The following is a 25,691-nucleotide window of genomic DNA, read 5'->3' on the forward strand; positions in this document are numbered from 1 at the left end:
TCCCTAGCGCGTGTCGTTGTTGATCGCGGCCAGCGCCGCGGCGACGTCGGCCACGGTCAAGCCGGGCCCGGTCGAAGCGCTGTCGTTCGTCGGTGTGCCTTGCGCCTGTGCGAGGTAAAAGATGACGTTGCCGTCGGTGTCGACGTAGCGGGCGCTGACGCATCCAGGGTCGGGGTTCGTGCCCGGCGGTGTGGTCGAGCATCCCGTCGGCGTCCGGCAAGGGTCAGTCGGCGAGCCGGTCCCGATCATGCCCGCGGGACAGACCGGACCGGAGGCGGGCCGTCCCCCCATCACCGTCGCCGCCCGCATGCCCCCGGCCGCCCGGCTCATGTCGCTCGTTCTGGCGAGGTTGAGCGCGTTCAGGGCGGTGACCCAAAGGTCCGTCGAATCAATGACGCCGTTCCAGGCAAGGTTGTTCTGCAGCCGCGCCGCGCTGTTCATGTCCATCGCCGCCATCACGGTCGAGCCGGTGCCGACCTGCTGGCCCGCGACCTGAAACCCTGACTGCGCGGCGCCAAGCGTCGAGCGACTGGCATCGAGACCGGCAACGACATTGCCGCTCGATTGAAACAATGTCTGGCTGTTCAGCGCGCCGCCTTGCGCCCCAGGATCGGGAGCGGCGGGCATGTCCGGCGCATAGGAGCGAAGGGCCTGGCTTCCGGCGCCCGCCTGCGGCTTAACGGTCGGATCGGTGACGTTGGCCTTCTTGCCCGTGGTCACCGCGCATTTGACGCCGCTATTGGCGTCCTTGCGCTGCGTCGTCACCGGTACGAGTTTGACCGTCGTGCTGGCTGTCAACGAATGTTGGCTGAGCTGTGCTGCGTCGTCGACCGGGATGGCCGCGTGCGCCTGGGTGGCCAAAGCCGCCGCCGCGACAATGATCAGGATGGTCTTCATGAAGGGTCTCTCCCCAGGAAGATCGGCAGCCACACCGCTGGATCGTCGCCAACGCGCGCGCGCAGCGCGTCGAGCTCGGCCACGGTCTCGGTCCGACCGGACAGCACCTTGATGAGGTCAGGCATGCTCGACAGGTTCAGCCGGGCCACGACGCTGTCCCGGCCGTGCTTGATCAGGAAGGACCGACTTTCGGGGACGGTGCTGCGAATCCAGTCGACCTCGCGGCCCGAAAGGCGGAAAGCCTGACGATAGCTCTCGTCGTCGGCTTTGGGATTCGGAAAGAAGATGTTGGTGCTGGTCTGCTCGATCAGCGTGTTGGACGCGCGTGAGCGGACGATATCGGCCGCAGATTGCGTGCCGAAGCCGATGATGCCGTTCTGCTTGCGGATCGTCTTCAGCTTATCGCGTATGAAGAAGGCAAAGACCTCGTCGTCGAGCAGCCGCCAGCCTTCATCAAGAAAGATCATCACCGGATCGCCCGTGAGCAACTCCTCGGTGCGGTGGAAGATGTACATGAGCGCGGCGGTGCGAATGACGGGATCGTCGAGGACGCGCGTCATGTCGAAGCCGAAGATGCTCGAAATCGAGAACTGGTCCTCATCGTTGTTGAACAGCCAGCCCCGCTGATCCGGCCGCATCCAGCTTTCCAAGCGCGCGAGGAGATCCCCCTCCCCCGCCCGGATGCGACCGCGCAGCAAGGTCGAGAACGCCTTCAGCGTCCGCCCGTCCGGACCCGCTGAAAGCGCCGCTGCGATTGCGTTTCGGATCACCTGCTCTTCGGAAGCGCTGAGATCGCCGCCCTTGGCCGGACGCAGCATGAAGGCGAACAGCTGGTACAGAAACTCGCGGTTCGCTGCCGAGTCGGGCAGCGACAGCGGATTGAACCCGGTGGGCTCGCCGGGAATGAGCGCTTCATATTGACCGCCGAGAGCGCGAATAAAGATCTCAGCGCCACGATCCTTGTCGACGAAGACGAGTTTGGGGCGCGGCTGGATGCGCTGCGTCTGCGCCGCGATGAACGATAGAAACACGGTCTTGCCCGACCCGGTCGGCCCGACGACGGTGAAGTTGCCGATGTCACGAACGTGGTGATTGTAATAGTAGGCCGTCTGCGACGTTGTCTCGAAGACCGAGATTGCGGGGCCCCAGTGGTTGCCGTCGGGGCGCCCGCTCGGATAGTTGTGCAGCGAGGCGAAGCCGGCGAAGTTTTTCGACGAGATCACAGCCTTGCGGGCGATATAGGCGAAATTGCCCGGCAGCTGCGACCAGAACGCCGGTTCGCAATTGAGGTCTTCGCGCACCCAGATCACCGACCGATCCGTCAGCGCGGCACCGGCCGCTGTCACGGCCGCGCCTACCTCGGCGAGATCGCGGCCGAGGCACATCACCGTCATGTGGTGCTCGCCATAGATCGCCTCGGAAGCCAGCAATTCGTCCCGGGCCTCGTCAAGATGCTCCGCGACGATCGAACCGGCCTCGTCGGACATATCGACTTGCCGCGACACGCGATCGATCTGCTTGGCGGCGACCGGCCGATCGACGATGGCGAAGGTCTGGGTGGCGATAAATTCGTGCGGCACCCGCAGGAGATTGTCGAACGAACCGGGACCACTTTGCGCCGGATATTCGCGGATCGAAATCATCGCGCCGAAGCGCGTGTCGTCGCGGCTGGCGCCGCGGATCTCGATGGCGTTGCGGCCGAAGAAGAGACGCTTCGTCGAGAGCGCGTCCGCAAGGTCCATGCGGGGCAGATGCATCGGCCGCGGTAGGCCGCCGTTCACGATCTGCACGAGGAATTCCAGCGGCTCGGAGAACCAGATGCCGTCGCGCCGGACCACGCCGAGTTGCCGCGCGCCATAGGCGGCCAGGTTCTCGCGAACCGCCGTCGCGGCATCGCGCAGCTCGTTGAGGGCGGTCTGAATGGCCACCGACTCGCCGGCCTCGTCCTTGCGGCCGAGAGCCTTCGTCATCAGGACGTCGAAGGTTCCGGCCTGGCCCTGGAGCGGACGGCGCACGATCGTGAGATAGATGTCGTTGACGAACATTCGACGCTTCGACAGGGAGGCGTCGTAGCGCTCGTCGATCTCGCGGCACAACGCGTTGTCGAAGGTCGACGCGATCCGTGGTTGCACCTCGCGCCGGACGATGTGCGCGGCGAGCGCGAAGCGCGAGTTGGCGAGTGTGCGGACGATGTCGTTGCGGCCGAGCAGACGGGCGTTGACCTCGCTCATGTCGGATGTCTCGAACGAGTAGCCGTCGAGCTTCAACACCGTGAGGAGCAGGCCGTCTCGCGTCTTGAGGATGTGATCGTCGACGTGGCGGGTATAGGGAATGTGCGACGCCACCGGTCGCTCACGGCGGGACACGGCGCCGAAGGTGAGCTCGTCGAGAAGGGCGCGGGCGACCATGGCAGCCTCACGGGGCGTAGCTGTCGGCGCCCCAGAAGGAGCGCGAGCGGGGCGGACATCTTGTCGAGCGGACGAACAGGATCTCGAAGATACGGTCGTCGCGAAGAGTCATCACGTAGCCGAACAGATGGAGCGGAATCGCGACCAGCAGCATGAAGAGATTGTGGGTGACAAGGAAGCACACGCTCGAGACCACGCCGTTGAACATGAAGTACATATACGGCACGCCCATCAGCGTCGGCGCGCGAGTGAGGGCTTTGACCAGCGGGGTGATAAGCGGATCATCGAGCTCGGCTTCGGTCATTGGCCGACCGCCGACTGGAAGAATTGGACGATTTGCGCCGAGCCGAACACCAGAACGATGCCGAAAATGACGCTACCGGCGATGCCCCACGTCAGACGGCCGGACCAGGCGAACAGACCGCACGCGATGACGGCCAGTGTCGCCAGCGCGGTGGCGATCGGGCCTGTCAAAGCCTGAACCAACTGCGTGAGCGTGGATTGCACGGGTTGCAGCGTCCCGCCCGACTGTGCCGCGGCGTCGACGACGCTGAGCGCCACAAGGCTCAGAGCGAGGGGCGTGCGCGAAATCCATCGAGTCATCTAGTCCTCCCTGTCAATCGACGTGCATGACGAAACCATCGTTCCAATGCCTTCCGGCTTGGGGACGCGCCGCATCGGGCCGCGTGGCGAGTTCGACGACGTCAGGCTGGGCGGACGCGAGAGCGCCAGCGCCGCGAGGATCCGGCCAGCTGTAGAAATCGTTGATGACTTGGGCGACGAACCGAACGGTCTCGGGATAGGGAGGAACACCACGGCTCTTGGCGACGGCTTCCTCGCCGGCGTTGTAGGCCGCGAGGATAAAGAACGGGTTCTTGTATTTGTCTTGGAGGCTGCGCAGGAAGCGGATGCCGCCGCGCACGTTATCGGCGGGGCTGCAGAGGTCGACGTTGAAGCGCTGCGCGGTCTGCGGAAGCAGCTGCATCAGGCCGAACGCCCCCTTTCCGGAGAGCGCCATCGAGTTGTACTGGCTTTCGCTCTTCGCCACCGACTGAGCGAATTCGGGCGAGAACTTCTCCTCTGTGGCGATGCGTGCCACCAGCGCTCGCGCCTCGTCGGGCGCCATCGCCTTCGCGCCGCCGCACGGCCGCGCCGCTTCATTCGCGTCGAGGCGGAATCGCGGCGTGTCCAGTGGAATGACGCGGCCGGAGGCATCGACGGTCGCGAGGTGCGAAACGTTCGCTGCGTCCTGAGCGTTTGCGCCGGCGCAGGCCACCATCATCCCCAATCCGATCGCCGCGATTCGCTTCGACATGCCCCTAGGCTCTCCACTTTTCAATAGACAATATATTAGATGTTGTTACCTTGGCAACAGGTTAGTGAATGACGTCCCCAGCTCGATCCGGAGGGATGGAATGAAACGCTGCTCAGTCCTGCTGGCCGGCCTCAGCCTCGGCCTCGTGCAACCCGCCCCACCTGCGGCGGCGCAGGACGCTTCGTTCGGGTGCAAGGTCTTGCTGTGCGCGGCGGCCAGCAATCCGGGATGGTCCAGCATCCCCTACTGCGTGCCGGTCATGCAGGAACTGTTTCGCCGGCTCGCCCGCGGCGGCGGCTGGCCAACCTGTTCTGAAGGGCATGCCAGCGGCCCGGGCTATGAGCCTTACGAAGCCTGTCCGGTAGGCCTAACACCGGTCGCAGGCTTGCCGGGCGGAGAAACATCGCCATCCGCCAACGGAGAGCTGTGCGCCGATCTGTCCAAGCCCGAGCGCATGTGCTCAGGAAGCGATGGCGGTTGCACGACGACCTATCCGACGACGCCGCGCCAGCGCCGCAGCGAGCCCTACTACGTCGACATCAGCTCGGCCAACGGCGTGCAGCGCTTCTATTTCTCGCTGCAGGGCTACTAGAATGGGCCGGGCATGGCTGATGGCCGCGATTCTGGCCCTGCCACTCACCGCAACAAGGGTAACGGCGCAATCCGCGTCGCCCTGGTTTCCAGTTCCAGCGGACGCCATCTATCTGACAGGCGACAGCTGGTCGGCCGGCGACGTGACCTATCGTCTTTATGGCGTCCAGGCCTGCCTGCGTGACACGAGCTTCACCAACGGCCACGGCCTCAAACGCGACTGCGGCGAGGCTTCGCTCGCCATGCTTGTCGCACTGGTTCGCGATCTCAGACCGCAGTGCTACGACGCGGCCGAATCGCCGCAGCTGCGAACCGTCTTCGTGTTCTGCCTAGCCAGCCCGAGCAAGGGCGCCGCGGCGGGCTCACGCATCGATCTCGGCACAGCTCTGATTTCAACCGGCTTCGCCTTCGCCGCGCTCAAACCGGACGGCCAGCCGGTTCACGCGCCGTACTTCGTGGCCCAGCTTGTCGCCCAGAGATCCAAGGCGGGATTGTGGGCGTTCGCCGACCTCCCCGATCCGAACGCGATCATTCTGCGCGCCCTGCGGCAGGCTTCGCCTGCTCCCGCGTCCGGGATGCCAGGAGCAAACCCAGCGACCCCATAGGACTCAACGTCAGCACGAGGAGCGACCATGCGAACCACAAATCTCTTCATCGTCCGTGGCTTTGTCGGGCAGGCGCCGAAGGCGTTTAACAAATCCGCCAAGATCCACATCGCGACCGACCGCGGGTGGACTGACGCCAAGGGCGAGCGGCACGAGGAGACCGACTGGGTAACGGTCAGCGTCCTCAATGAAAAAGCCGCGGCCTGGGTCATCGCCAATGTCGCGAAAGGCGATCCGGTCTATGCCGAATGCCGCATCGCCGACGGCTCCTACAAGAAGGACGGCGAGACGATCTACACGACCGACATCATCGCCAACGTCTTCCACAAGCTCGATCTCGGTGCGCGCGACGATGCCGCGGCGTGACACCGTGTTTCTCGCCATCTCGCTCCTGGCGGCCGCGACGACAACCAAGGCTGGCGCGCAGCCGGCCGATCGGAACGAGGGCATTTACGCGCCGCAGCTGCCGCTTCAATCGCCGCCGCTGCGGGTCGAGGTCATCAATGGGGTGCGGTTCCGCGATATCGAGACGGGCGCGGCCTACCGGCTCTACGGCATTGATACCTGCGCGCCGGAGCAGACCGCGCGCTTGGGCAGGCAGCCCTGGCCGTGCGGCACGATGGCGACATCGTGGCTCGTCACGGCGACCCTCAACGCCTGGCTCGCCTGCAGGACATTGCGGGACGAGGCGTCAGAGCACCTGGTGCGGTGCGCCACGGCGGGCCATCCCGACATCGCTGCCGATATGTTGCGCGCCGGCATCGCCGTAGCGCTCCCCGGAACGGACAGGGACCCGGCGATCCGTGCCTACGTCCAAGCCGAGCAGGACGCGCGCAAAGCCTATCGGGGGCTCTGGTCGAGTACATTCCAGATGCCCTGGGAGTGGCGTGCCAAACGCCCGGCCGCGCCGCCGCTCGCCCGGTTCGAGGCAACGCCATGAGCCGTACCGCCGTCGTTCTCTCTCTTCCCATCATGCTCGTGCTGTCAGCCTGCGCCGCGCCGCAGCCATGGCCGGTGACGGACTATGGGCCGCCCGCGCGCGAACCGATGTACACCCCCGCCGCCGTCAAGCCCGGCCGTCTGGAATATGCCCCCGATCGGTCGACGTTTGCCCCCATCCTTACCGAGCGTTTTCCCTATCCGACCCAGCCGGAGGCGAACGCGGCCTATCGTCGGCTTCTCGCCGGCTCTGCCCGGGAAGGCAACTTCCCCGCATCGGTGTGGCTGTTCGGGTGCAAGCCGGGCGCGCTGGACGAACAAACCGCCCGTGTGATCCGCTACCGCGGTCCCGTCGTCCATTGCGCGACGGATTTTCTGGACGGCAGTGGCCGTCGCCTTCGCCGCGAAGCGGTAAATTTTTATTACTACGGCGACGTCTGGAACATGCAGCCCGTCTACCCGCCGCGCAGCGTGGTGCCATGGCGCAATCGGGAGCGTTCGCCGAAGGATTTCTGGCGGTGGCTGCCCGGCCGCGACCGCTACGAATAGCAGGCGGCACAATGCGCGCGGCAAGGCAGTTGAGTCATTATATTAGATGTTGTATTAAAGGCACATCGCCGGCCTTTCGCAGCTCTGCCATTTTTGTCCTGGCGATGGGGATCGCAGGGATGATGAACACCCAAGCCCGCGCGCAAACGGTGACGCCCGATCCGGGGACGTGGCGACCGATGGCATATGCGGATCTTCAGCTGCCCTCTCGCGCGACCGCCACCTACACCGACATCTGGAAGGACGCGATCGAACGCAACAACCAAGGCTATCGGCAGCGTGGGGATCATCGCTTCGCGGGCGGCAATGCGCCCGTCACCGAAGCCCATTTCGTCATCTGGAGCCGCGGTCGTTCCGTTGTCCTCAGTATCCTCAACACGGCGATTGGATGCACGATCAAGACCGCAGTGCCGCAGGCGCGCGCGACGGTGAAGCTCTGCCCCATGCGGATTGCGATTTACGAGGGGATCCAGGTGCGCACTCTCGAGGGCGGCCGCGCTTGCTTCCTTGAGCTTGAGCCAGGCGCATCGCCCGATCCGACGGTGTCCGCGGCCTATGCATCCTACGACGTTCCGAACCGGACGTTGAAGACGGGCATGATCGTCAACCATAACGCTGTCGACGGCTGCTCGCTGGATGTGCCGCTGAACCGCCGCGACGCTGATTGAGGAGAACAATAGAAATGCACTTTCGGATGATCTGTCTGCTTGCTGCGACCGCCCTTGTCGGCGCGGTGCCAGCAGCCGCGGCCGACGCGGCTTTCAGCTACAAGACCTCGTATCGCAACGTGACCCAGGACCCCGACAAGGTCTGGACGGGTGATGCGCTCGCGGCCGGCTCGTCCGGCACCGTGACCATTCACGAATATGAATTGCGCACGCCGCGCGGCGACTTCTTGATCTCGCAGATTTGGAACGACGACTGCACATCCGGCACCTGCCCTACCCGCCTTGTGCGCGTCGCCCCCCATCAGCAGCCGACCGTCCTGGTCGACGATATGATGCATCAGATCGTGCCTCCTGATGATCCGCGCTTCGCCGCGATGGCCGCCGACAAGGCGCAGGCGGCGTTCGCACAGCGTCCCTTCGCGTTGACCGACGACGGGAAGACGCTCGTCAACGGCGATTTCACCTTTGCGATTCCGGAGGGCAAGCCATGACAGCGCGCGCTGTTCGCGGCATCCTGGCCGATGCGGGTCTCCTGCTGTGTCTGTCGGGGGCGGCAGCGTTCGCCGGAGAATCAGCCGCCAATCTTACTGCGGCGGGCATCCCGTCGAACTGTGCGGATTTCGCTGCGAAAGTGTCCAGCAGCGAAGGAAATTTCGGCACCACAAATCAGTTCGGCTGCCTCGGAGCATTCCAATTTTGCCCCGGCACCTTCGAACGCTATTACAGCGGCAGCGCGCAAAGCTTTCTCGACGATCCCTCCGCCCAGGTCGCCGCCTGGACCCGGTACGAACAGAATGAGTGGTCGAAGGCGCAGAGTAACGGCATGACCTCGCTGATCGGACAGCAGGTATGTTACGGCGGCCACTGCGCCACGATCGACCAATCTTCCATCCTCATGGCCTGCCAGTTCGGCTGCGGCCAGCGCGGGAAGCTCGCGAACTACGCTGCGAGCGGCGACTGCAATGCCCGCAACGTCAAGGATGGCAACGGGGTAAGCGTGTGCAGCTACCTCATCCGCGGCGCCGGATATGACGCCTCCTGCTTTACCGGAGACCAGTCGGCGGTTTGCCAGCAGACGCCGACCGGGCCGGGCGATTTTCCGACCTCGACCGGTATAGCCGCCAATCCGCCACCGCCATCGACAGCGTCGATCATCGTCAATCCGACAGACGTCTAGGTACCGCCCAGATCAGTTTTTCTCGGAAGGGTCGCGGATGATCCAGGGAGCAAAATAATTGAGTTCCTCCTCGGTCGAGGAACAGAGATCTCCGCCACGATAATGAGCATGAACCAGGGCCCAAAACACAACCTCGTCGGAGCGCCCGGCGAACAAAGCTTTTTGCAAGGTGCGACCGATCAGCGTCACCGCCCGCGAATGTTCATATCGGGCGTGAAGTTCGTGAGCGATGATCTTGGTATCCGCAGTTCTTATCATAGAATAACTCCATGCTGATACGGACCATCACGCAACTGACGGCCAGTTAGACATCGGCAGCACCGACTCGTTGGAGCCTCGTGCGGCCCGGATTGTTTCAAGGGTCTCGCGGTTGAAGGACATGCGCAGGGCAATAACTTCGTCGCGGCCAATACGCTGGGGAAAACCGAGTGATCGGACGAAGAACCGCAATTGCATCGCGATTAACATCAACCGCCAGTCGATCGCGACCGTGACTGTGTCAACCTGATGCTCAATGCCCCATTCGACGACGCCTTGGGCGAGTTCGAGAAAGGGACTGTCACCGCGCGGTCGGTGTTCGCGATAGCTACGCGCAACGCTGAAGCGTGTCCACTCGAACACATGTTCGCCGCGTGGCGGCGTGTGCCGGCACAGATCCGTCAACACATCGCTCAATAAATGCGGGCGAGTGGTTGGTAACAGCCGCTGATAGCCGACGATCTCCTCGTCGCGCAGACAGATGTGATGGATTGCATGCCGATCGTCGAATCGATCGCGCTCGCGACCGCCCGGCTGGCGCAGTTCCTCCCAGCCCTTTTCTTCGACAAAAATTGAATGCCGAAACCGAAAGGCGCGGTCCATCAATGTCTCGTATCGACCGACGTCCGAGCCTGGAATGACCATCAGCATGAAATGCACCTCGACCAGATGACAGAGCCGAGTTGGTCATGTCCATCGCCAGCGCGGTATGGGCACAAAGGTCCATTGCAATCAGACTAGCGCGCGCATTGTCTGTTCTTGGAGATATTTCAATAAATGAAAAAACGAAACGCCTATTAGTACGGCGACTCTTCGGCGGACTTAGCTCAGGTGCGATCGCGGCGACACTATCATCGCTATAAAGGTCGCCAGGTCATCTGCCTTTGTTCTTGATCCGCTTCTGGTCGTGCTAAGATTTCGACCATGAAACCCGCCGAATAAACACGGCGCTAGCCAATAACGCTACGCCGGGGCATCACAAAGCCAGATTTTGCACCACGGCCCCGTTCTTTGCGCCAATCAATTCTTTCGTCTTCGCGGAACCGCTCCACAAGACGCGTGAAGAGGAAGCGAGGTTTTTGCCCCTGACGGCATGTAGCCCAGTTCGTCGCAGCGTTCCCGAAAAGTCATCCGCCGCCGCTCCTTTTGCGCCTCGGCCAATTCGCACTGGATGCCGTGCTCTTCGTCGGTGAGACCCTCGGGGCGGCAGACCGAGCAGGTGCCGAGGTGAAAAACCCGTTCCCACTCCACCAACGCCTGCACATAGGCGCGATGAGCCTCAATCGTGCGCGATTCAAGAGAAGTGCGCCCTCGCGCCTTGGCCCTGATCACTCGATCCTCCGTGGGGAGGTGCCTGCGGTACGCCCCCGCAAACGAACCCTCTCTGACTCTTGGTGATCGGGGAGTTCGAAACCGTGCTAGACGGCCCTGTGGCCTTTAGTTCGGGTGAACCTGTTGCATACGCCACAGGCTCCCCGACCATAAGGTCAAGGAGTGCGGTGCCGTGTCGGCCGGCACCAACCGCTAGCAGGGGTTTCGACGCCCCAGGGCAGCGCGTACTGCCCCACTCGACTCATAACCGTTCGTTCGCTCGGCTTCTAGATCAATTTCGGTAAACCATCGATTGCCAGGCAAGGAGCGTTCGCGTCGTCCGATGAGTCTGAAACTTGAATTCGTCGATTGTGTGTGATCTCCGTCGCCGCCGCTGGCGAGCGAGAGCGCATATAGGCCGCAAGACGGACCTACCGCGTTCGCCGACTTCGCCACCACACCAGACGCCCGTTCGCTCGCGTCCACCCAAAAGGCCGCCGGGCTTCGCTGATCTCGGCTTCTCATTCCGCATGCCAATTCCGACCAGAGCGCAGGTTGCCGGCAAAGTACGTGGTGCCTGTTTTTTCGAATTGGTGATCGATGCCGCTGGCGCGTTGCTGGATGCAAGGGAGGCTTCGCCGCGGTCGAGATCTCGGGCCGCGACGGCTTGCCAGCGCGCCCTTGCATCCGGCACGCTTCGCGGCAGACGGGCGCCGTGCCCTCGGGATAAGGCGAGGCAGGTCAACCGAAGAAAGGACCGGGGTATGTGCGATGCGCGCCCGGTGAAGGCGATGGAGAAAAAGGAAATCGAAGAACTGCGAAGCAAGGTCGGTTGCGCCGCGCTGCTTCAACAGGACGGCTGGAAAATCGATCTAAAGGAGAGCACGCGGCGCGCCATGAAATTCCGCCGCGATGCCAATATCATTATCGTCATTCACAACGATCGCGGCTGGTTTGACCCGTTGTCGACCGCGAAAGGCGACGTGTTTGATCTCGCCGAGCATCTCGGTGCGCAGGGCTTTCCCGAAGCCTGCGCATGGGTCGCGTCCCTGGTCGGGTTCGTGCCCACCCCGCTCGCGTGGCAGCGCGAGGTCCGGTCCTCCCCGCTTAGCTCCATCGCCGACCGCTGGGCGCGTCGGAGTCTCCCGCGGTCGGGCTCGGCGACCTGGCGCTATCTCACCGAGACACGCGGGCTTCCCGATACGATCGTCGCCGTGGCGGTCGGCCAAGGCATGGTCCGCGAGGGGCCGCATGGCAGCATGTGGGCGGCTCATCGCAGCGAGAACGGCATCGTGGTCGGCTGGGAGGAGCGCGGCCCCCAATGGCGCGGATATGCGACCGGCGGGGCCAAAGAGCTGTTCCGGCTCGGCCCGTCGGCCGCCGCGCGCGTCTGCATCACTGAAGCGGCGATCGATGCCATGAGTCTCGCCGCGATCCAGGTCATGCGGCCCGATACGCTCTACGTCAGCACCGGCGGCGGCTGGTCTCCTGCGAGCGAGGATGCGATCCGCCGCTTAGCGGCACGGCCGAACACGCATCTCGTGGCGGCGACCGACAACAATCGCCAGGGTGATGTCTATGCCGAGCGCGTCCAGGCGATCGCGGTCCAGACGAGCGCGACCTATGCACGCGCGCGACCGCGCGCCGGCGATTGGAACGAGGACCTGAACCTGCTGCTCGCCCGGCTCGCTGAGCCGCTTGCGGCCGCCGGCTGACCGACCCGCTCTCAACCCTACCGCTCGAAGGGTCGACGAAGCGGGCAAGAGGGTATCGGCGGAAAGAGGCAATGGCGTCCCTGCCGCATGCCCGGCCGGCGCGTCAAGGGGGGCTTCGCCCGCTTGGCCAGCGGCCCTTGACCCGCCGGACCGGAGAGGCGGCCGCCCCGAGGGTGTCTTCAACACCCGAAGGGAAGGACGACTCCGATGCCCATCTTCACGATCGAAACCACCTATCGCCTGCCGGTCTATCGGCAGCGCAATTACGAGGCGGAGAGCCTCGCCGAGGCCTGCCGGCTCGCCGTCGAGGACGACGACTGGGACAACGAGAAGCACGACTACGAGACCGCCGGCGAGACCTATGTCACCGGCGTCTGGGAAGGCCGCGACAGCGCCTATAGGGGCCCGTCCGTGCTGGTCCCATCGCACTATCGCGAGACCGTGCAGCGCAAGGCCGATCACTTCGAGGTGCTGCTCGGCCTGGTGAAGGTGCTGAGCGGCGCCGAGGCGTCGGATCGCGCCTATTGGCAGGACCGCGCCGTGTCCGCGATCGCCAAGGCCGAAGCCATCCTCGCCGGCGCCCGCGATCCGGACTGATCCGGCGCCGGCATCCACCATCCCCGCAATCACGCCCGGCCCTGCCGGGCTTTGTCATTTTCAGGAGGCCGACATGGCCAGCTACTTCGTGCCGACCGTCGTGCAGACGACGATTTCCAACCCCGACATGACGCCGCTCGAGCGGCTCGTGCTCTCGCATATCTTCGAGGCCGAGCCTGATGGCGACGGGCTCTATTTCTTCGCCGAGGAAAGCCCCGCCGAGTGCATCGAGGTCGACGCAGCCGAGCTGCGCGCCGCGCACCGGGATTCGGCCGGCGTCGACTGCGTTCTCGACTCCATCGCCGCAGAGCGCCTGGCGGAGACCGCCGATGCCGACACCCACATCGAGCTCGACCTATCCATGACGTCATGGGCGACGATCTTCCAGGACATCGTGCGGCGATCGCCAACGCTCGGGGAAATTGTCGTGACGTCGGCGTTCACCTGCTCGCGGATGCGTCCGGACGGATTCGGCGGCATGGCCACCCTCATCACCGCCGACGCGATCCGATCCTGCGCTACCGACGAGATGATCGCGCAATTCCGCGACGAAGCTGCCGCGGCGGCCGCGCCGCCCAGCCATGTGCTCCTGCGTTTCGACGAAGCCGAAGTGCGCACGATGATCGGCGAGATCATCGCCTTTGACGGTGCGCTGACGCGCCTGTCGCCGGATGCGGTGAGCGACGACGACATCCACGCCGCGAGCCTCGCCGCCGTGGCCGCCACGGATCTCGCGGAGGAACGAGGCTCGGCGCTCTTCAAGGCCGCGCTCGGCGCGATCGGCAATGCCGAGCGGCGTCTCGCGGAGGAGCAAAAAGAAGGGAGGAAAGAAGAGGAATGAAGGCGCGATGCCGCATGCCCGGCCGGCGCGTCAAGGGAGGCTTCGCCCGCGTGCCGCGGCCCTTGACCCGCCGGACCGGAGAGGCGGCCCGCGGAAAGGCGTGATGAAGGGCTGAAATGATGAGGGATCAGGCGATCGCTCGCGCTTCGGCCCGCAAGGCTGAAAGGAGCCGCCATGCACGCCGTCCCGACAATCCGCAAGGTCTTCCAGGGCGTCGCCACGCGCCGTGAGATGTACCGCATGTTCAATCGCCATCGCGGTGATCCCGCATACAGCGCAGGCGACTGCGCGCAGCTCTTCGCCGGAGAGTGGTTCGAGATCGCCGAGGCCGAGCATGATTACATGCTCGAGATCCTGCCGCCGCTGTTCATGCGCGGCGATCTGTTCGCGCTGCGCGAGTTCATGACGGACAGCGTGACCAGCATCTTCTTCGCACTCGTCATCGACGGTCGCCAGCGCTGGTTTCACGGCTATTGCGACCTCTCCGATCGCGCGTCGCCCGATCGGATGAAGGCCGCGATCATCGAGCGCGAGTCGCGGCCGGTCCGCGCCATGACGCGCGAGGAGCGGCTCGAGCACATCTGGTCGAGCACGCATGACGACTATCGCGGCTATGCCGGCGAACGCTGGCCCGCCTCCATGCGCGGCCGCCGCACGGTGCTCGTCTATGCCGGCGGGCACGGCACCGTGCTGAAGCTCCTCGACGAACTCAGCGACGCCGAGATCGCGGCGAAGCTGCCGGTTCAGCTCCGGCATCTGCCCGAGACGATCGCGGCCTAGCCCCGCGCCGTCCTCTTCGACCTGCGAACAGCCCGGCCGCATGCCGGGCTTCGCATTTCCGCAGCCGGCCGATCGCGCCGGCTCTCCCGTCAATCCCGCAACGCCGTGCCGTCCGCCGCCCTCCGCGGCGGCGGCGCGGTCGCGCGCGCCCAGCAGAAGGACTTTCCCAATGGCGCAGGACGACCCTTTCACCCTCGACCTCTTCGGAAACACGGCGCTTTCGTCGGGCCTCGGCCTCGGCGTCACCGCCTTCGCTGCCGACATCACCGGCGATGACGATCCCGACGATGATCCGCCGCCGCCGCCGTCCCCCGCGGCGCCGGCGGCCGCATCGGCGCGGCCCGCTCGACCCGGTTCACGCAAGCGGGGCGCCAATTTTCATCTCGCCGGCGACCGCGGCCTGGCCAGGGGCTGGAAGCAGCGCGCCCGCGACAGCATCGCGGCCGTGCGGCTCGCTGCAGAGATCGAGGCCGATGAACGGCCCGCTACGCGCGACGAGCAGGAACGGCTGATACGCTTCACTGGCTTCGGCGCCTCTGAGCTCGCCAATGGCGTCTTCCGCCGCCCGGGCGAGACCGGCTTCACGAAAGGCTGGGACGAGATCGGCGCCGAGTTGCAGGACGCCGTCGACGATGCCGATTACGCCTCGCTGGCGCGCTGCACGCAATACGCCCATTTCACTCCCGAGTTCATCGTCCGCGCCATCTGGGCGGGCGTGCAGCGGCTCGGCTGGCGCGGCGGCCGCGTGCTCGAGCCCGGCATCGGCAACGGCCTGTTTCCCGCGCTCATGCCGGAGGCGCTGCGCGACGTTAGCCATGTCACCGGCGTCGAGCTCGATCCCGTCACGGCGCGCATCGCCCGGCTCCTGCAGCCGCGCGCTCGCATCGTCACCGGCGACTTCACGCGCACGGAGCTGCCGCCGCGGTTCGATCTTGTCATCGGCAACCCGCCCTTCTCCGATCGAACCGTGCGCTCGGATCGCGCGCTACGCTCGCTCGGCCTGCGACTCCACGATTACTTCATCGTCAAGGCGATCCGGCTGCTGAAGCCGGGCGCTCTCGCAGCCTTCGTCACGTCGCATGGCACGATGGACAAGGCCGATGCCGGCGCGCGCGACGAGATCGCGAAGCACGCCGATCTCGTCGGTGCGGTCCGGCTGCCCGAAGGCAGCTTCCGCGCCGACGCAGGCACCGACGTCGTGGTCGACATCCTGTTCTTTCGCCGGCGCAAGCATGGCGAAGCCGAAGGCGACCTGTCCTGGCTCGATCTCGAGGAGGTGCGCGACGCGACTGCGGACGAGGGCGCCATTCGCGTCAATCGCTGGTTCGCCAGCCATCCCGACATGGTGCTCGGCGCACATGCGCTGACCTCCGGCCCCTTCGGCGAGACCTACACCTGTATGCCGAATGAAGGCGACGACCTCGCGACCGCGCTCCCCGCCGCGGTCGCTCGCCTTCCCGCCGCTCTCTATGACGGCGAGCCGGAGCCGATCGACTTCGAGGCGGAAGACGAGGTGTCGTCCACGCAGACGACAGGCGCTACGGGTCTTACGGCGCGGGAGGGAAGCTACCTCCTCGATAATCGGCACGGCCTGATGCAGGTCCTCGACGGCGGTCCCGTCGCCGTCGCGGTGCGCAAGGGCCGCAGCGCCGAGGGCGTTCCGGAAAAGCACGTCCGCATCATCAGCAAGCTGATCCTGATCCGCGAGGCCGTGCGAGAGGTTCTGAAGTGCCAGGAGCTCGACCGGCCGTGGAGGGACGCGCAGGTCAGGCTGCGGATCGCCTGGTCGAATTTCGTGCGCAGCTTCGGCCCGATCAACGCGACCGTCGTCTCCACGACGGAGGACCCGGAAACGGGCGAGGTCCGCGAGACGCATCGCCGTCCCAATCTGCAGCCCTTTCTCGACGATCCCGATTGTTGGCTCGTGGCGTCGATCGAGGACTACGACCTCGAATCCGATACGGCGCGGCCGGGCCCGATCTTCACCGAGCGCGTGATCGCGCCGCCGGCGCCGCCCGTCATCACCAGCGCGGTCGATGCGCTGGCCGTCGTGCTCAACGAGCGCGGCCATGTCGATCCCGACCATATCGCGGAGCTGCTGCATCGCGATGTCGAGGACGTGATTGCCGAGCTCGGCAGCGCCATCTTCCGCGATCCGTCGGACGGCTCCTGGCAGAGCGCCGACGCCTATCTCTCCGGCGCGGTCCGCTCGAAGCTCGTCGCGGCCGAGGCCGCGGCGGCTCTCGATCCGGCCTATGAGCGCAATGTCGCGGCGCTGCGCGATGTGCAGCCTGCCGATCTTCGGCCCTCGGACATCACGGCGCGGCTCGGCGCGCCGTGGATTCCGGCCGACGACATCATGGCCTTCGTCAAGGAGACGATGGGCGCGGACATCAAGATCCACCACACGCCGGAACTGGCGTCGTGGACGGTCGAGGCCCGCCAGCTCGGCTGGATCGCCGCCGGCACGTCGGAATGGGGCACCGACCGGCGGCACGCCGGCCAGCTTCTCTCCGACGCGCTCAATTCGTCCGTGCCGCAGATCTTCGACACGATCAGAGACGGCGACAGCGAGCGCCGCGTCCTCAACGTCGTCGACACCGAGGCGGCGAAGGAGAAGCTTCAGAAGATCAAGACCGCGTTCCAGACCTGGATCTGGAGCGATCCGGATCGCACGGATCGGCTGGCGCGGGTCTATAATGATCGCTTCAACAACATTGTGCCGCGCGCCTTCGACGGCTCGCATCTGAAGCTGCCGGGCGCATCCGGCGCCTTCGTCCTCTACGATCATCAGAAGCGCGGCATCTGGCGCATCATCGCCGCGGGCGCGACCTACCTCGCCCACGCCGTCGGCGCCGGCAAGACCATGACGATGGCGGCCGCCATCATGGAGCAGCGCCGGCTCGGCCTGATCGCTAAGGCGATGCTCGTCGTGCCCGGCCATTGCCTGGCGCAGGCCGCGCGCGAATTTCTGGCGCTCTATCCGAACGCCCGCATCCTCGTCGCCGACGAGACCAACTTCAGCAAGGATAAGCGCGCCAGATTCTTGTCGCGGGCGGCGACCGCGACCTGGGACGCGATCATCATCACGCACTCGGCCTTTCGCTTCATCGGCGTGCCGTCGGCTTTCGAGCAGCAGATGATCCAGGACGAGCTGGAGCTCTACGAGACACTGCTGACCAAGGTCGAGAGCGATGACCGCGTCTCGCGCAAGCGTCTCGAGCGGCTGAAGGAGGGGTTGAAGGAGCGCCTGGAGTCGCTCGCCACGCGCAAGGACGATCTCCTCACCATCTCGGAGATCGGCGTCGACCAGATCATCGTCGACGAGGCGCAGGAATTCCGCAAGCTGTCCTTCGCCACGAATATGTCGACGCTGAAGGGCGTCGATCCCAACGGCTCGCAGCGCGCCTGGGACCTCTATGTGAAGTCCCGCTTCATCGAGACGAAAAATCCCGGCCGCGCGCTTGTGCTTGCGTCGGGCACGCCGATCACGAACACGCTCGGCGAAATGTATTCGGTGCAGCGCTATCTCGGCTACGCCGCCCTCCGCGAGCGCGGCTTGCACGAGTTCGACGCCTGGGCCTCGACCTTCGGCGACGTCTCGACCGAGCTCGAGCTTCAGCCCTCCGGTAGATATAAGCCGGTCACGCGCTTCGCGACTTTCGTCAACGTCCCCGAGCTGATCGCCATGTTCCGGTCCTTCGCCGACGTGGTGATGCCGGAGGACCTGCGCCGTTACGTGAAGATTCCGGCGATCTCGACCGGCAAGCGCCAGATCGTGACGGCGAAGCCGACGCCGGCGTTCAAGCGCTACCAGCTCCAGCTCGATGCGCGCATCAAGGCGATCGAGATGCGCGACCGTCCGCCGGAGCCGGGCGACGACATCTTGCTCTCCGTCATCACCGACGGCCGCCATGCCGCGATCGACCTTCGCCTGGTCGACCCGGACAACGACGACGAGGCGGACAACAAGCTGAACCTGATGATCGGCAACGCGCTGCGCATCTGGCACGAAACGGCCGCTGACGCCTACGTGCGTGCCGACGGCAAGCCCTATGAGCTGCCCGGCGCCGCGCAGATGATCTTCGCCGATCTCGGGACGATCTCCGTGGAGAAGAGTCGCGGATTCTCGGCCTATCGCTGGATCAGGGACGAGCTCGTCCGCATGGGCGTGCCGCCAGGCGAAATCGCCTTCATGCAGGACTACAAGAAGTCGGAGGCGAAGCAGCGCCTGTTCGGCGACGTGCGCGCCGGCAAGGTCCGCTTCCTGATCGGCTCCTCCGACACGATGGGCACCGGCGTCAACGCGCAGCTCCGCCTGAAGGCACTGCATCACCTCGACGTGCCCTGGCTCCCCTCGCAGATCGCCCAGCGCGAGGGGCGGATCGAGCGCCAGGGCAATCAGCACGACGTCATCGACATCTTCGCCTATGCGACCGAAGGCTCACTCGATGCCACGATGTGGCAGAACAATGAGCGCAAGGCCCGCTTCATCGCGGCCGCGCTGTCGGGCGACACCTCGATCCGCCGTCTGGAGGACCTCGGCGAAGGCCAGGCCAACCAGTTCGCGATGGCGAAGGCGATCGCATCGGGCGACCAGCGTCTGATGCTCAAGGCCGGACTCGAAGCCGACATCGCGCGGCTCGAACGGCTCCGCGCCGCCCACATCGACGACCAGCATGCGGTGCGCCGCCAGCTCCGCGACGCCGAGCGTGACATCGAGTTCTGCATGCGGCGCATCGCCGAGATCGGCGAGGATATTGAGCGCCTCACACCGACGAGCGGCGAGGCCTTCGCGGCGATAATCGCCGGCAAGCGCCATGTCGAGCGCAAGGAGGCCGGCCGCGCGCTGATGAAGGAAATCCTGACCCTCGTCCAGCTTCAGCAGGAGGGCGAGAGCATCATCGCATCGATCGGCGGCTTCGATCTCGAATATTCCGGCGAGCGCTTCGGCCGCGACGGCTATCGCTACGGCACCATGCTGCTCCGCACCGGATCGGAATACGAGATCGAGCTTCCGGTCACGGTGACGCCGCTCGGCGCGATCTCGCGTCTCGAGCATGCGCTCGACGATTTTGAAGGTGAACGCGAGCGCTACCGCCAGCGCCTCGCCGACGCCCGCCGCAGGCTCGCCTCTTACCAGTCGCGCGACAACGGCAATTTCGCCTTCGCCGTTGAGCTGGCAGAAAAGCGCCGGCAATTGGCGGAGGTGGAGGAAGCCCTGGCGAGCGATGTTGAGGGAGGCCGCGAACAGGCCGCCGCGGCATGAAGATGAAAAGGTGATGAGAAAGGCCCGCTCGCAGATCGGCCAGGCCGGCAACGCTTGAGCTCAACCGCCGCCTGCGCGAGCCCGGCCCGTCGTCCTTCGCAGGGCTGTTAGCCCCGCTCGTCCGGCCGGGCAGGGCTGCTCGGCCGCAGTTGTGCCGGCCCGACCGCTCCGCGGGCCGGGGGGTGTCTTCGGAAAGAAGACGAGGAAGGGCCGCGAGGCGCGGTCCGCCAACCCCGAAAAGGAGCATCCCATGTATCTCTTGAAAGTCGATCCGCGCGCGCTCGTCGAGAATCCCGACCATTCGCGCCAGACCAAGTCGACGCCGCAGGCCGACGCGCTGTTGCTGGCCTCGATCAAGGCCGTCGGCATCGTGCAGCCGCCCGTCGTGTCGCAGCAGGCCGATGGCGGCAACGGCTTCCTCATCAACGCCGGCCGGCGCCGCGTGCGCCTCGCCATCGCCGCGGGCCTCGAGGAAATCGACGTGCTCGTCGATGACGCCGCGAACGACAACGGCGCCATGCGCTCCTTTGTCGAGAACATCGCGCGCGAGCCGCTGAACCCGGTCGATCAGTGGCGCGCGATCGAACGCCTTGTTGCGCTCGGCTGGACGGAAGAGGCGATCGGCGTCGCCCTCACGCTGCCGGTGCGGCAGGTCAGGAAGCTCCGCCTGCTCGCGAATGTGCTGCCGGCGATGCTCGATCATATGGCCAAGGGCGACATGCCCGACGAGCGTCAGCTCCGCACGATCGCGGCGGCCTCGCCCGACGAGCAGAAGGAAGTCTGGAAGAAACACAAGCCGTTCAAGGCCGATCCGCAGGTGTCGTGGTGGAGCGTCGCGCAGGCGCTGACCAAGGCCCGCATGTACGCACGTCATGCGAGCTTCGGCGACGACCTCGCCCAGGCCTACGGCATCCAGTGGGTCGAGGACCTGTTCGCGCCGGCCGATGAGGATAGCCGCTACACGACGGACGTCGAGGCCTTCCTCGGCGCGCAGCAGGAGTGGATGGCGGCGAACCTGCCGAAGAAGGGCATCATCGCCGAGGCGACGAACTATGGCGAGGTGAAGCTGCCGCCGAAGGCCGAGCGCGTCTATGGCAAGCCGTCGAAGAGCGATTGCACGGCCATGTATCTCGACCGCGACGGCCGCGTGCAGACGGTGCATTACCGCATGCCCACGGCGAAGAAGCCGAAGGGCAAGGGCGCGTCCGCCGGCACTGATGCGGCGGATGAGACCGGCGCGATCTCGAAGCCGCGTCCGGACGTGACGCGCAAGGGCGTCGAGATGATCGGCGACTTCCGCACCGACGCGCTGCATGAGGCGCTCGCCCGTGCGCCGATCGAGGACGATGCGCTGATGGCGCTGCTGATCCTCGCCTTCGCCGGTCAGAACGTCTCCGTCGCGTCCGCCAGCGCCGGGACCTATTACGGCAATCGCCGGATCGCTCGCCATGCGGTGAACCTGTTCGATCAGGAAGGTCAGCTCGTGCTCGACAACGACGCGCTCCGCGTCGCGGCACGGTCGATCCTCGCCGAGGTGCTGTCGTGCCGGGAGAACCGTACCGACAGCGGCATCGTCGCGCGCGTCGCCGGCGATGTCGTCGGCGCCGACAACTTCCTGCCGAATATGGGCAGTGACGACTTCCTGTCGTGTCTGTCGCGCGTCGCGCTGGAGGGCTCGTGCAAGGATACGCCGGTCCTGCCGCGCCAGAAGGTGAAGGACACGCGGGCCGCCCTGGTCGAGCACTTCAAGGAGGGCCGCTTCGTCCATCCGGCCGCGTTGTTCGCCCCGGACAGGACCGCGCTCCTGAGCTGGATCGCGTCGAACGCCGTCGCCGAAGACGACGAGTCCGACGAGCCGATCGAAGACAGCGAGGATGGCGGCGAAGCCGCTGACGACGAGGCCTTCCGCGAAGCCGCGGAATAGCGCCGACCTTCTTCTCTCCCGAACGACCGCCGCCGCCGGCCCATGCCGGCGGCTTCATTTCCACCATCCGCAAAGGAGGACATCATGTCCGCACAGTTGATTTATGACCTCGCGCCGCTTGGCTCGATCATTCGCTTCTCCGACGGCGCGCCGCGCCCGCCGGAACGCCATCGCAGGAAGTTCTCCGCCTGGGAGAACAACAACAGCGCTGGTCGCCTCATCCGCAAGCAGGCCGAGCGCCGGGCCGGCAATACGGTCATCGGCGCAAGCATCACCTTGCATGCAGGCGACTATGGCAGCGCCGGCGTCGTGGTGCTCCGTGTCCACCGGACGTTTTCGGTCGACAGCAGTCTGAAGGTCGTCGTCACCGAACGACCGAAGGTCGGTTCGGTCCAGGTGCTCGACCGGCGGGGCGACGACGGCGAGCTGGTCTATCTCGCCAGCCATCGCGGCGACGCGCAGGAGTGGCTGACGCGGCATGGCTACCCGAACGCTGTGCTGCGCGAGATCTCGGCCGACGAGGTTGCCGCCGCCGTCGTGGAGGGGAGGACGGCCGCATGAGCACGACCGCACCCTCCACCACGATGATCGCGGATTCTGCGACCGCATTTCCGCCGATCGCGTTCGGCCGCACAGCAGAGGGCATTCTCGTCGCCTGTGTCGCCGACACCGCCTTCGCCATGCTGCCGGCGCGCGATGGCCGGCACTATCTCGCCACCGGCTGGCGCATCGGCCGGCCGATGGCCGAATGGAAGCGATCCGACTTTTACGGTCATGCCGGCGAGCTCGCCGACGAGGTGGCGTTCCGCTGCAAGGTCGCGGAAAACGCGGAGCATCAGCGCGAGAAGCGCGCGCTCGGCCGCCGCGAGATCGGCTCCACGGCGAATACGCCGTGGGGCCGCTCGCAGGGCGCGGCCCTCTATGCCGAGGGTGTCGTCTGCCATTCGACCGCCGGTCATGGCGGCTTCCACCTCTCGGCCGAGCGCAATCGCAAGGTCCATTCCATGCTGCGGTCGCGCGGCGGCTGGTACGAGGAAGATGCAGGCTGGGCGATCGTCGCGCTCACCTTCCCGCATCTCTTCACCAGCTATGAGCGGCGCTGCGCCGAGCGCACGATCAAGGATAGCTGGCCGGACGCCTGGGAAGCGATCTTCGGCACGATCCTTCAGCCCGGCGAGTCTCTTGAAAAGGATCGCCGCGCCTTCGAGCAGCGGCACGCCGACGACTGGATCGTCGTATCGGCGATTACATCGGATCAGCAGCCGGGCTTTGTCGAAGTCGTCGCCACGCCCGGCGGCCGCCGCGGTGCGGGCACCGAGGAACGGCGCTTCCTCGTGCCGTCCGGCGAGTACCAGGTCGGACGCTTCGGCTTCGTCGTCGATGAGGCGCGTCATCCGGTCCATTCCGGCCCGTCGAGCTTCATCGGCTGGCAGGGGAGGGCGCGATCACAGCTTCCCCGCAACGCATCGCGCAGCTCTCGCGCATGGAAGAGGCGCGCCGCCAGACGCAGCGCCAGCTCGACATGATCGACCGGCAGATCATCCGTCGCATGACGGCGCTGATTCCACAGCTCGGTCGCAAGCGTGCCGCATATCGCCACGGCAAGCCCGCCGATCCGAGCGCGTTCCTCGAGCGCTACCGCTCGAACCTCGCCGCCATCACGGCCGAGCGCCAGCCCGAGATCGACGCCCTGTCGCGCAAGCTCGCCCGGCAGGATGCGGCGATCGAGGCATTGCGTGAACGCTGCGGCGCCGGGCCATGCGGGTCAAGGCCGGCACAGCCGGCAGACGCCGCCGCTGTCGAGGATGGCAGGCGCGCTTGTCGGCCGGGAGAGCAGCGCGGCGGGCTGATCTAGCCGCATCGCGCGTCATCGCCATGCGCATGCAAGCGGCACGGCGTGTCGTGAGCGTGGTGATCGGCGTGGCCAGGTCCATCCTTTCCGGCATCGCCAACCCGGCCCGCACCCTGTCGGCCCGCCCCTCGGGTTTGCTGCGGTCTGCGCCCCCGGCGGTCCGCTTCAAGACCAAGCCGCAAGCGGCCGGAGCCCGCCAATCTCGACAAGGCCCGGCCGCGGCCTGCGCAGGGCTGGAGCCCCGCTTGTCCGCAACCGGACCTCGCTCGCCTGGCGGCTTCCGGGTCTTGAAGCGGCCCTCGTGCCGGCGGCGCCGGGCGACCGCACCCGAAGGGGGTCCGGCAGGGGCCGGATCGACCCCGACGGCGCAACCAGGAAAGGACACTCCCATGACCAAGACCGCTCGCGCATCCCGCCCCAGCGCCCGCGTTGTCCAGCTTCGCCGCGGCACCACGGTCGAAATGATCCGGCTCGTCTGCCCCGACGCAGCGCAGGCCACCCGCATCGCCGAGAGCTTCGGTCTCACCATCCTCGACAGTGACGGCATCCGCGATCTGCATCAGCGGCTCATCACCGAGACTGCGGACGTGCTCGGCGAGGGCCTCAGCGAACGCGCCATGCAGATCCACCTGCAGCGAATCGTCGGCTCCTATGTCGGCTCCGCCCACGGCGCCGGGCAGTTCTACAGCCGGGCCGTGACCGACGCCCGCGAGGCGACGGCGCGATTGGCCAACGACGCCCGCGACGAGGACCTCGACGGACCCGTCGGCTTCGACTCCGCGGCCCAGCGCAAGCGCGAGTTCGCCGCCGAAGTCGGGGTGCAGGCGCACGCCCTGCGCATGGCGGCCGAAGGCGCGATCGCCGCTTACGAGCACGTCGTCGGCGAGAGCTGGAAGCCGTTCGAGCGTCAGCCCGAGCATCCCGGCGAGACCGTCAGCCGCAAGGCGGCCGAGGTCCAGATGGCGGCATTCGAGTGATGCCGCCGGCGGGGCTTCGGCCCCGCCTTTCTTCCTCTCCGACCAATTCCGGCCGGTCCTTCGGGACCGGCTTTTTTCATGTCGCGCAGCGCGGACGCGAAAAGAAGGGCGGAAAGGAGAAATGCGGGCGGCCATCGCCGCCCGTCTCGGCTTTCGGTCCATGCTCCGGCCTGCGCGGCAGCGCAACGGCGTGGCCGTCCTCCACTGACGTTCCGGTCCGGCGCGTCGCCAGTCATCTCGCTCATGAACCTCAACCGGATGCGCGGCCGTGCGGGCCTCCGCGGCGGACCGCCGTGACGGGCCGCGATGGGCGCGGCCTCCAACGGAGGTTCGAATCATGACTGGTAAGGAAACAAAGTCCCGCGTCGACGCCTATGCGCGGATCACAGATCGCATCGTCGCCGACCTGGAACGCGGTGTTCGCCCGTGGATTCAGCCGTGGAGCGCCGCGAACGGCGGCGGACGCATCACGCGGCCCCTGCGCCACAACGGCCTGCCCTATCAGGGCATCAATGTCGTACTGCTCTGGTCGGAGGCCGTGGCGCGCGGCTTCGCCTCGCCGATCTGGATGACGTTCAAGCAGGCCCTCGAGCTCGGCGGCAATGTCCGGAAGGGTGAGACCGGCACGACCGTCGTCTACGCCAATCGGTTCACGAGAACGGAGACCGACGAGCATGGCGACGAGGTGGAGCGCGCGATTCCGTTTCTGCGCGCCTACGCCGTGTTTTGCGTCGACCAGATCGAGGGCCTGCCGGAGCACTTCTACGCCCGGCCGGCGGCGCCCGCAGCGCCGGCGCAGCGCATCGCCCATGCCGACGCATTCTTTGCCAACACCGGCGCCGTCATCCGGCACGGCGGCGACAAAGCGTTCTTCGCGCCATCGCTCGATCTCATTCAGATGCCGCCCTTCGACTCGTTCCGCGACCCGGAAAGCTACTACGCCACGCTGGCTCATGAGACGGTGCATTATGCCGTAAGCTGGATTATGCCGCATGGCCGAGTTCGGCGGCCGTTGCGT

General features: G+C 66.0%; 26 protein-coding genes and 1 pseudogene. 19 read left to right on the forward strand and 8 right to left on the reverse strand.

All coding sequences use genetic code 11. From position 1 onward, the window contains the following. Nucleotides 1-3: 3 nt before the first annotated feature. Genes G8O24_RS09525 through G8O24_RS09545 form a run of 5 tightly spaced genes read right to left on the reverse strand, consistent with a single transcriptional unit; the run spans nt 4 to nt 4,620 of the window. Nucleotides 4-897 carry a hypothetical protein gene (locus G8O24_RS09525; protein ID WP_024921633.1) on the reverse strand — a complete coding sequence of 298 codons (894 nt, stop codon included), beginning with the start codon at nt 895-897 and terminating at the stop codon, nt 4-6. Continuing rightward, nucleotides 894-3,305: a VirB4 family type IV secretion/conjugal transfer ATPase gene (locus G8O24_RS09530; protein WP_188098612.1), complete on the reverse strand. Its 2,412-nt coding sequence runs from the start codon at nt 3,303-3,305 to the stop codon at nt 894-896. Before G8O24_RS09530 ends, G8O24_RS09525 begins: the two co-directional genes overlap by 4 nt. A 7-nt stretch (nt 3,306-3,312) precedes the next feature. Continuing rightward, complete coding sequence (locus tag G8O24_RS09535) at nt 3,313-3,609, reverse strand: VirB3 family type IV secretion system protein (RefSeq protein WP_006023716.1); 297 nt, start codon at nt 3,607-3,609, stop codon at nt 3,313-3,315. Then, on the reverse strand, nt 3,606-3,908 hold the full coding sequence (locus G8O24_RS09540; RefSeq protein WP_006023715.1) for a TrbC/VirB2 family type IV secretion system protein: 303 nt from the start codon (nt 3,906-3,908) through the stop codon (nt 3,606-3,608). The genes G8O24_RS09535 and G8O24_RS09540 overlap by 4 nt, the downstream gene beginning before the upstream one ends. 13 nt (nt 3,909-3,921) lie before the next feature. Continuing rightward, nucleotides 3,922-4,620: a lytic transglycosylase domain-containing protein gene (locus tag G8O24_RS09545; protein WP_024921635.1), complete on the reverse strand. Its 699-nt coding sequence runs from the start codon at nt 4,618-4,620 to the stop codon at nt 3,922-3,924. A 100-nt stretch (nt 4,621-4,720) separates the two neighbouring features. Between G8O24_RS09545 and G8O24_RS09550 the strand changes: the two genes are divergently transcribed. From G8O24_RS09550 to G8O24_RS09585, 8 genes are read left to right on the forward strand one after another with little or no spacing between them, the layout of a single operon-like run. Beyond that, entirely contained in the window at nt 4,721-5,212 is a 492-nt protein-coding gene (locus G8O24_RS09550) for a hypothetical protein (protein ID WP_006023713.1), read from the forward strand. A gap of 1 nt (nt 5,213) precedes the next feature. Beyond that, complete coding sequence (locus G8O24_RS09555; RefSeq protein ID WP_006023712.1) at nt 5,214-5,816, forward strand: thermonuclease family protein; 603 nt, start codon at nt 5,214-5,216, stop codon at nt 5,814-5,816. A gap of 27 nt (nt 5,817-5,843) precedes the next feature. Then, nucleotides 5,844-6,182: a single-stranded DNA-binding protein gene (locus G8O24_RS09560; RefSeq protein ID WP_006023711.1), complete on the forward strand. Its 339-nt coding sequence runs from the start codon at nt 5,844-5,846 to the stop codon at nt 6,180-6,182. A gap of 4 nt (nt 6,183-6,186) precedes the next feature. After that, on the forward strand, nt 6,187-6,756 hold the full coding sequence (locus tag G8O24_RS09565; RefSeq protein WP_244434414.1) for a thermonuclease family protein: 570 nt from the start codon (nt 6,187-6,189) through the stop codon (nt 6,754-6,756). Next, nucleotides 6,753-7,304, forward strand: coding sequence for a hypothetical protein (locus tag G8O24_RS09570; RefSeq protein ID WP_006023709.1), 552 nt, complete (start codon nt 6,753-6,755; stop codon nt 7,302-7,304). Before G8O24_RS09565 ends, G8O24_RS09570 begins: the two co-directional genes overlap by 4 nt. Nucleotides 7,305-7,315: 11 nt before the next feature. After that, nucleotides 7,316-7,972: a hypothetical protein gene (locus G8O24_RS09575; protein WP_006023708.1), complete on the forward strand. Its 657-nt coding sequence runs from the start codon at nt 7,316-7,318 to the stop codon at nt 7,970-7,972. A 14-nt stretch (nt 7,973-7,986) separates the two neighbouring features. Then, a complete protein-coding gene (locus G8O24_RS09580) occupies nt 7,987-8,463 on the forward strand; it encodes a hypothetical protein (protein WP_006023707.1) in 477 nt (158 codons plus the stop codon). Next, complete coding sequence (locus G8O24_RS09585) at nt 8,460-9,149, forward strand: hypothetical protein (RefSeq protein WP_006023706.1); 690 nt, start codon at nt 8,460-8,462, stop codon at nt 9,147-9,149. The genes G8O24_RS09580 and G8O24_RS09585 overlap by 4 nt, the downstream gene beginning before the upstream one ends. Nucleotides 9,150-9,161: 12 nt before the next feature. Here the strand turns inward: G8O24_RS09585 and G8O24_RS09590 are convergent, their stop codons facing one another. The 3 genes from G8O24_RS09590 to G8O24_RS09600 all read right to left on the reverse strand — a co-directional run bounded on the left by G8O24_RS09590 (nt 9,162) and on the right by G8O24_RS09600 (nt 10,739). After that, nucleotides 9,162-9,407, reverse strand: coding sequence for a hypothetical protein (locus G8O24_RS09590; RefSeq protein WP_024921636.1), 246 nt, complete (start codon nt 9,405-9,407; stop codon nt 9,162-9,164). A 27-nt stretch (nt 9,408-9,434) separates the two neighbouring features. Then, on the reverse strand, nt 9,435-10,058 hold the full coding sequence (locus G8O24_RS09595; protein WP_006023704.1) for an acyl-homoserine-lactone synthase: 624 nt from the start codon (nt 10,056-10,058) through the stop codon (nt 9,435-9,437). 369 nt (nt 10,059-10,427) lie between these two features. Continuing rightward, nucleotides 10,428-10,739 (reverse strand): transcriptional repressor TraM, encoded by a 312-nt coding sequence (locus G8O24_RS09600; RefSeq protein ID WP_081758552.1) that lies wholly within the window; start codon nt 10,737-10,739, stop codon nt 10,428-10,430. Nucleotides 10,740-11,509: 770 nt separating this feature from the next. Here G8O24_RS09600 and G8O24_RS09605 point away from each other — a divergent pair. The 11 genes and pseudogenes from G8O24_RS09605 to G8O24_RS09655 all read left to right on the forward strand — a co-directional run. Further along, complete coding sequence (locus G8O24_RS09605; protein ID WP_024921637.1) at nt 11,510-12,433, forward strand: DUF3991 and toprim domain-containing protein; 924 nt, start codon at nt 11,510-11,512, stop codon at nt 12,431-12,433. Between the two features lie 207 nt (nt 12,434-12,640). Further along, nucleotides 12,641-13,030, forward strand: coding sequence for a hypothetical protein (locus G8O24_RS09610; RefSeq protein WP_006023702.1), 390 nt, complete (start codon nt 12,641-12,643; stop codon nt 13,028-13,030). A 73-nt stretch (nt 13,031-13,103) separates the two neighbouring features. Next, entirely contained in the window at nt 13,104-13,871 is a 768-nt protein-coding gene (locus G8O24_RS09615; protein WP_006023701.1) for a hypothetical protein, read from the forward strand. A 174-nt stretch (nt 13,872-14,045) separates the two neighbouring features. Beyond that, nucleotides 14,046-14,651: a DUF1419 domain-containing protein gene (locus G8O24_RS09620; protein WP_006023700.1), complete on the forward strand. Its 606-nt coding sequence runs from the start codon at nt 14,046-14,048 to the stop codon at nt 14,649-14,651. A gap of 169 nt (nt 14,652-14,820) precedes the next feature. Next, complete coding sequence (locus tag G8O24_RS09625) at nt 14,821-19,920, forward strand: helicase-like domain-containing protein (protein WP_188098614.1); 5,100 nt, start codon at nt 14,821-14,823, stop codon at nt 19,918-19,920. Nucleotides 19,921-20,170: 250 nt separating this feature from the next. Beyond that, complete coding sequence (locus G8O24_RS09630) at nt 20,171-21,844, forward strand: ParB/RepB/Spo0J family partition protein (RefSeq protein ID WP_006023698.1); 1,674 nt, start codon at nt 20,171-20,173, stop codon at nt 21,842-21,844. Between the two features lie 84 nt (nt 21,845-21,928). Further along, nucleotides 21,929-22,405: a UCP036055 family protein gene (locus G8O24_RS09635; RefSeq protein ID WP_188098616.1), complete on the forward strand. Its 477-nt coding sequence runs from the start codon at nt 21,929-21,931 to the stop codon at nt 22,403-22,405. Beyond that, nucleotides 22,402-23,370 carry a DUF7007 domain-containing protein gene (locus G8O24_RS09640; protein WP_244645798.1) on the forward strand — a complete coding sequence of 323 codons (969 nt, stop codon included), beginning with the start codon at nt 22,402-22,404 and terminating at the stop codon, nt 23,368-23,370. The genes G8O24_RS09635 and G8O24_RS09640 overlap by 4 nt, the downstream gene beginning before the upstream one ends. Next, nucleotides 23,328-23,699 (forward strand): hypothetical protein, encoded by a 372-nt coding sequence (locus G8O24_RS09645; protein WP_191093118.1) that lies wholly within the window; start codon nt 23,328-23,330, stop codon nt 23,697-23,699. The genes G8O24_RS09640 and G8O24_RS09645 overlap by 43 nt, the downstream gene beginning before the upstream one ends. A gap of 386 nt (nt 23,700-24,085) precedes the next feature. Beyond that, nucleotides 24,086-24,673 (forward strand): hypothetical protein, encoded by a 588-nt coding sequence (locus G8O24_RS09650; protein ID WP_006023694.1) that lies wholly within the window; start codon nt 24,086-24,088, stop codon nt 24,671-24,673. Nucleotides 24,674-25,010: 337 nt separating this feature from the next. Further along, nucleotides 25,011-25,688: pseudogene (locus G8O24_RS09655) on the forward strand (ArdC family protein); the annotation flags it as partial. Between the last annotated feature and the right edge of the window lie 3 nt (nt 25,689-25,691).

Origin of the sequence: Bradyrhizobium campsiandrae (assembly GCF_014529705.1) — a bacterium.
Lineage (GTDB): Bacteria > Pseudomonadota > Alphaproteobacteria > Rhizobiales > Xanthobacteraceae > Bradyrhizobium > Bradyrhizobium campsiandrae.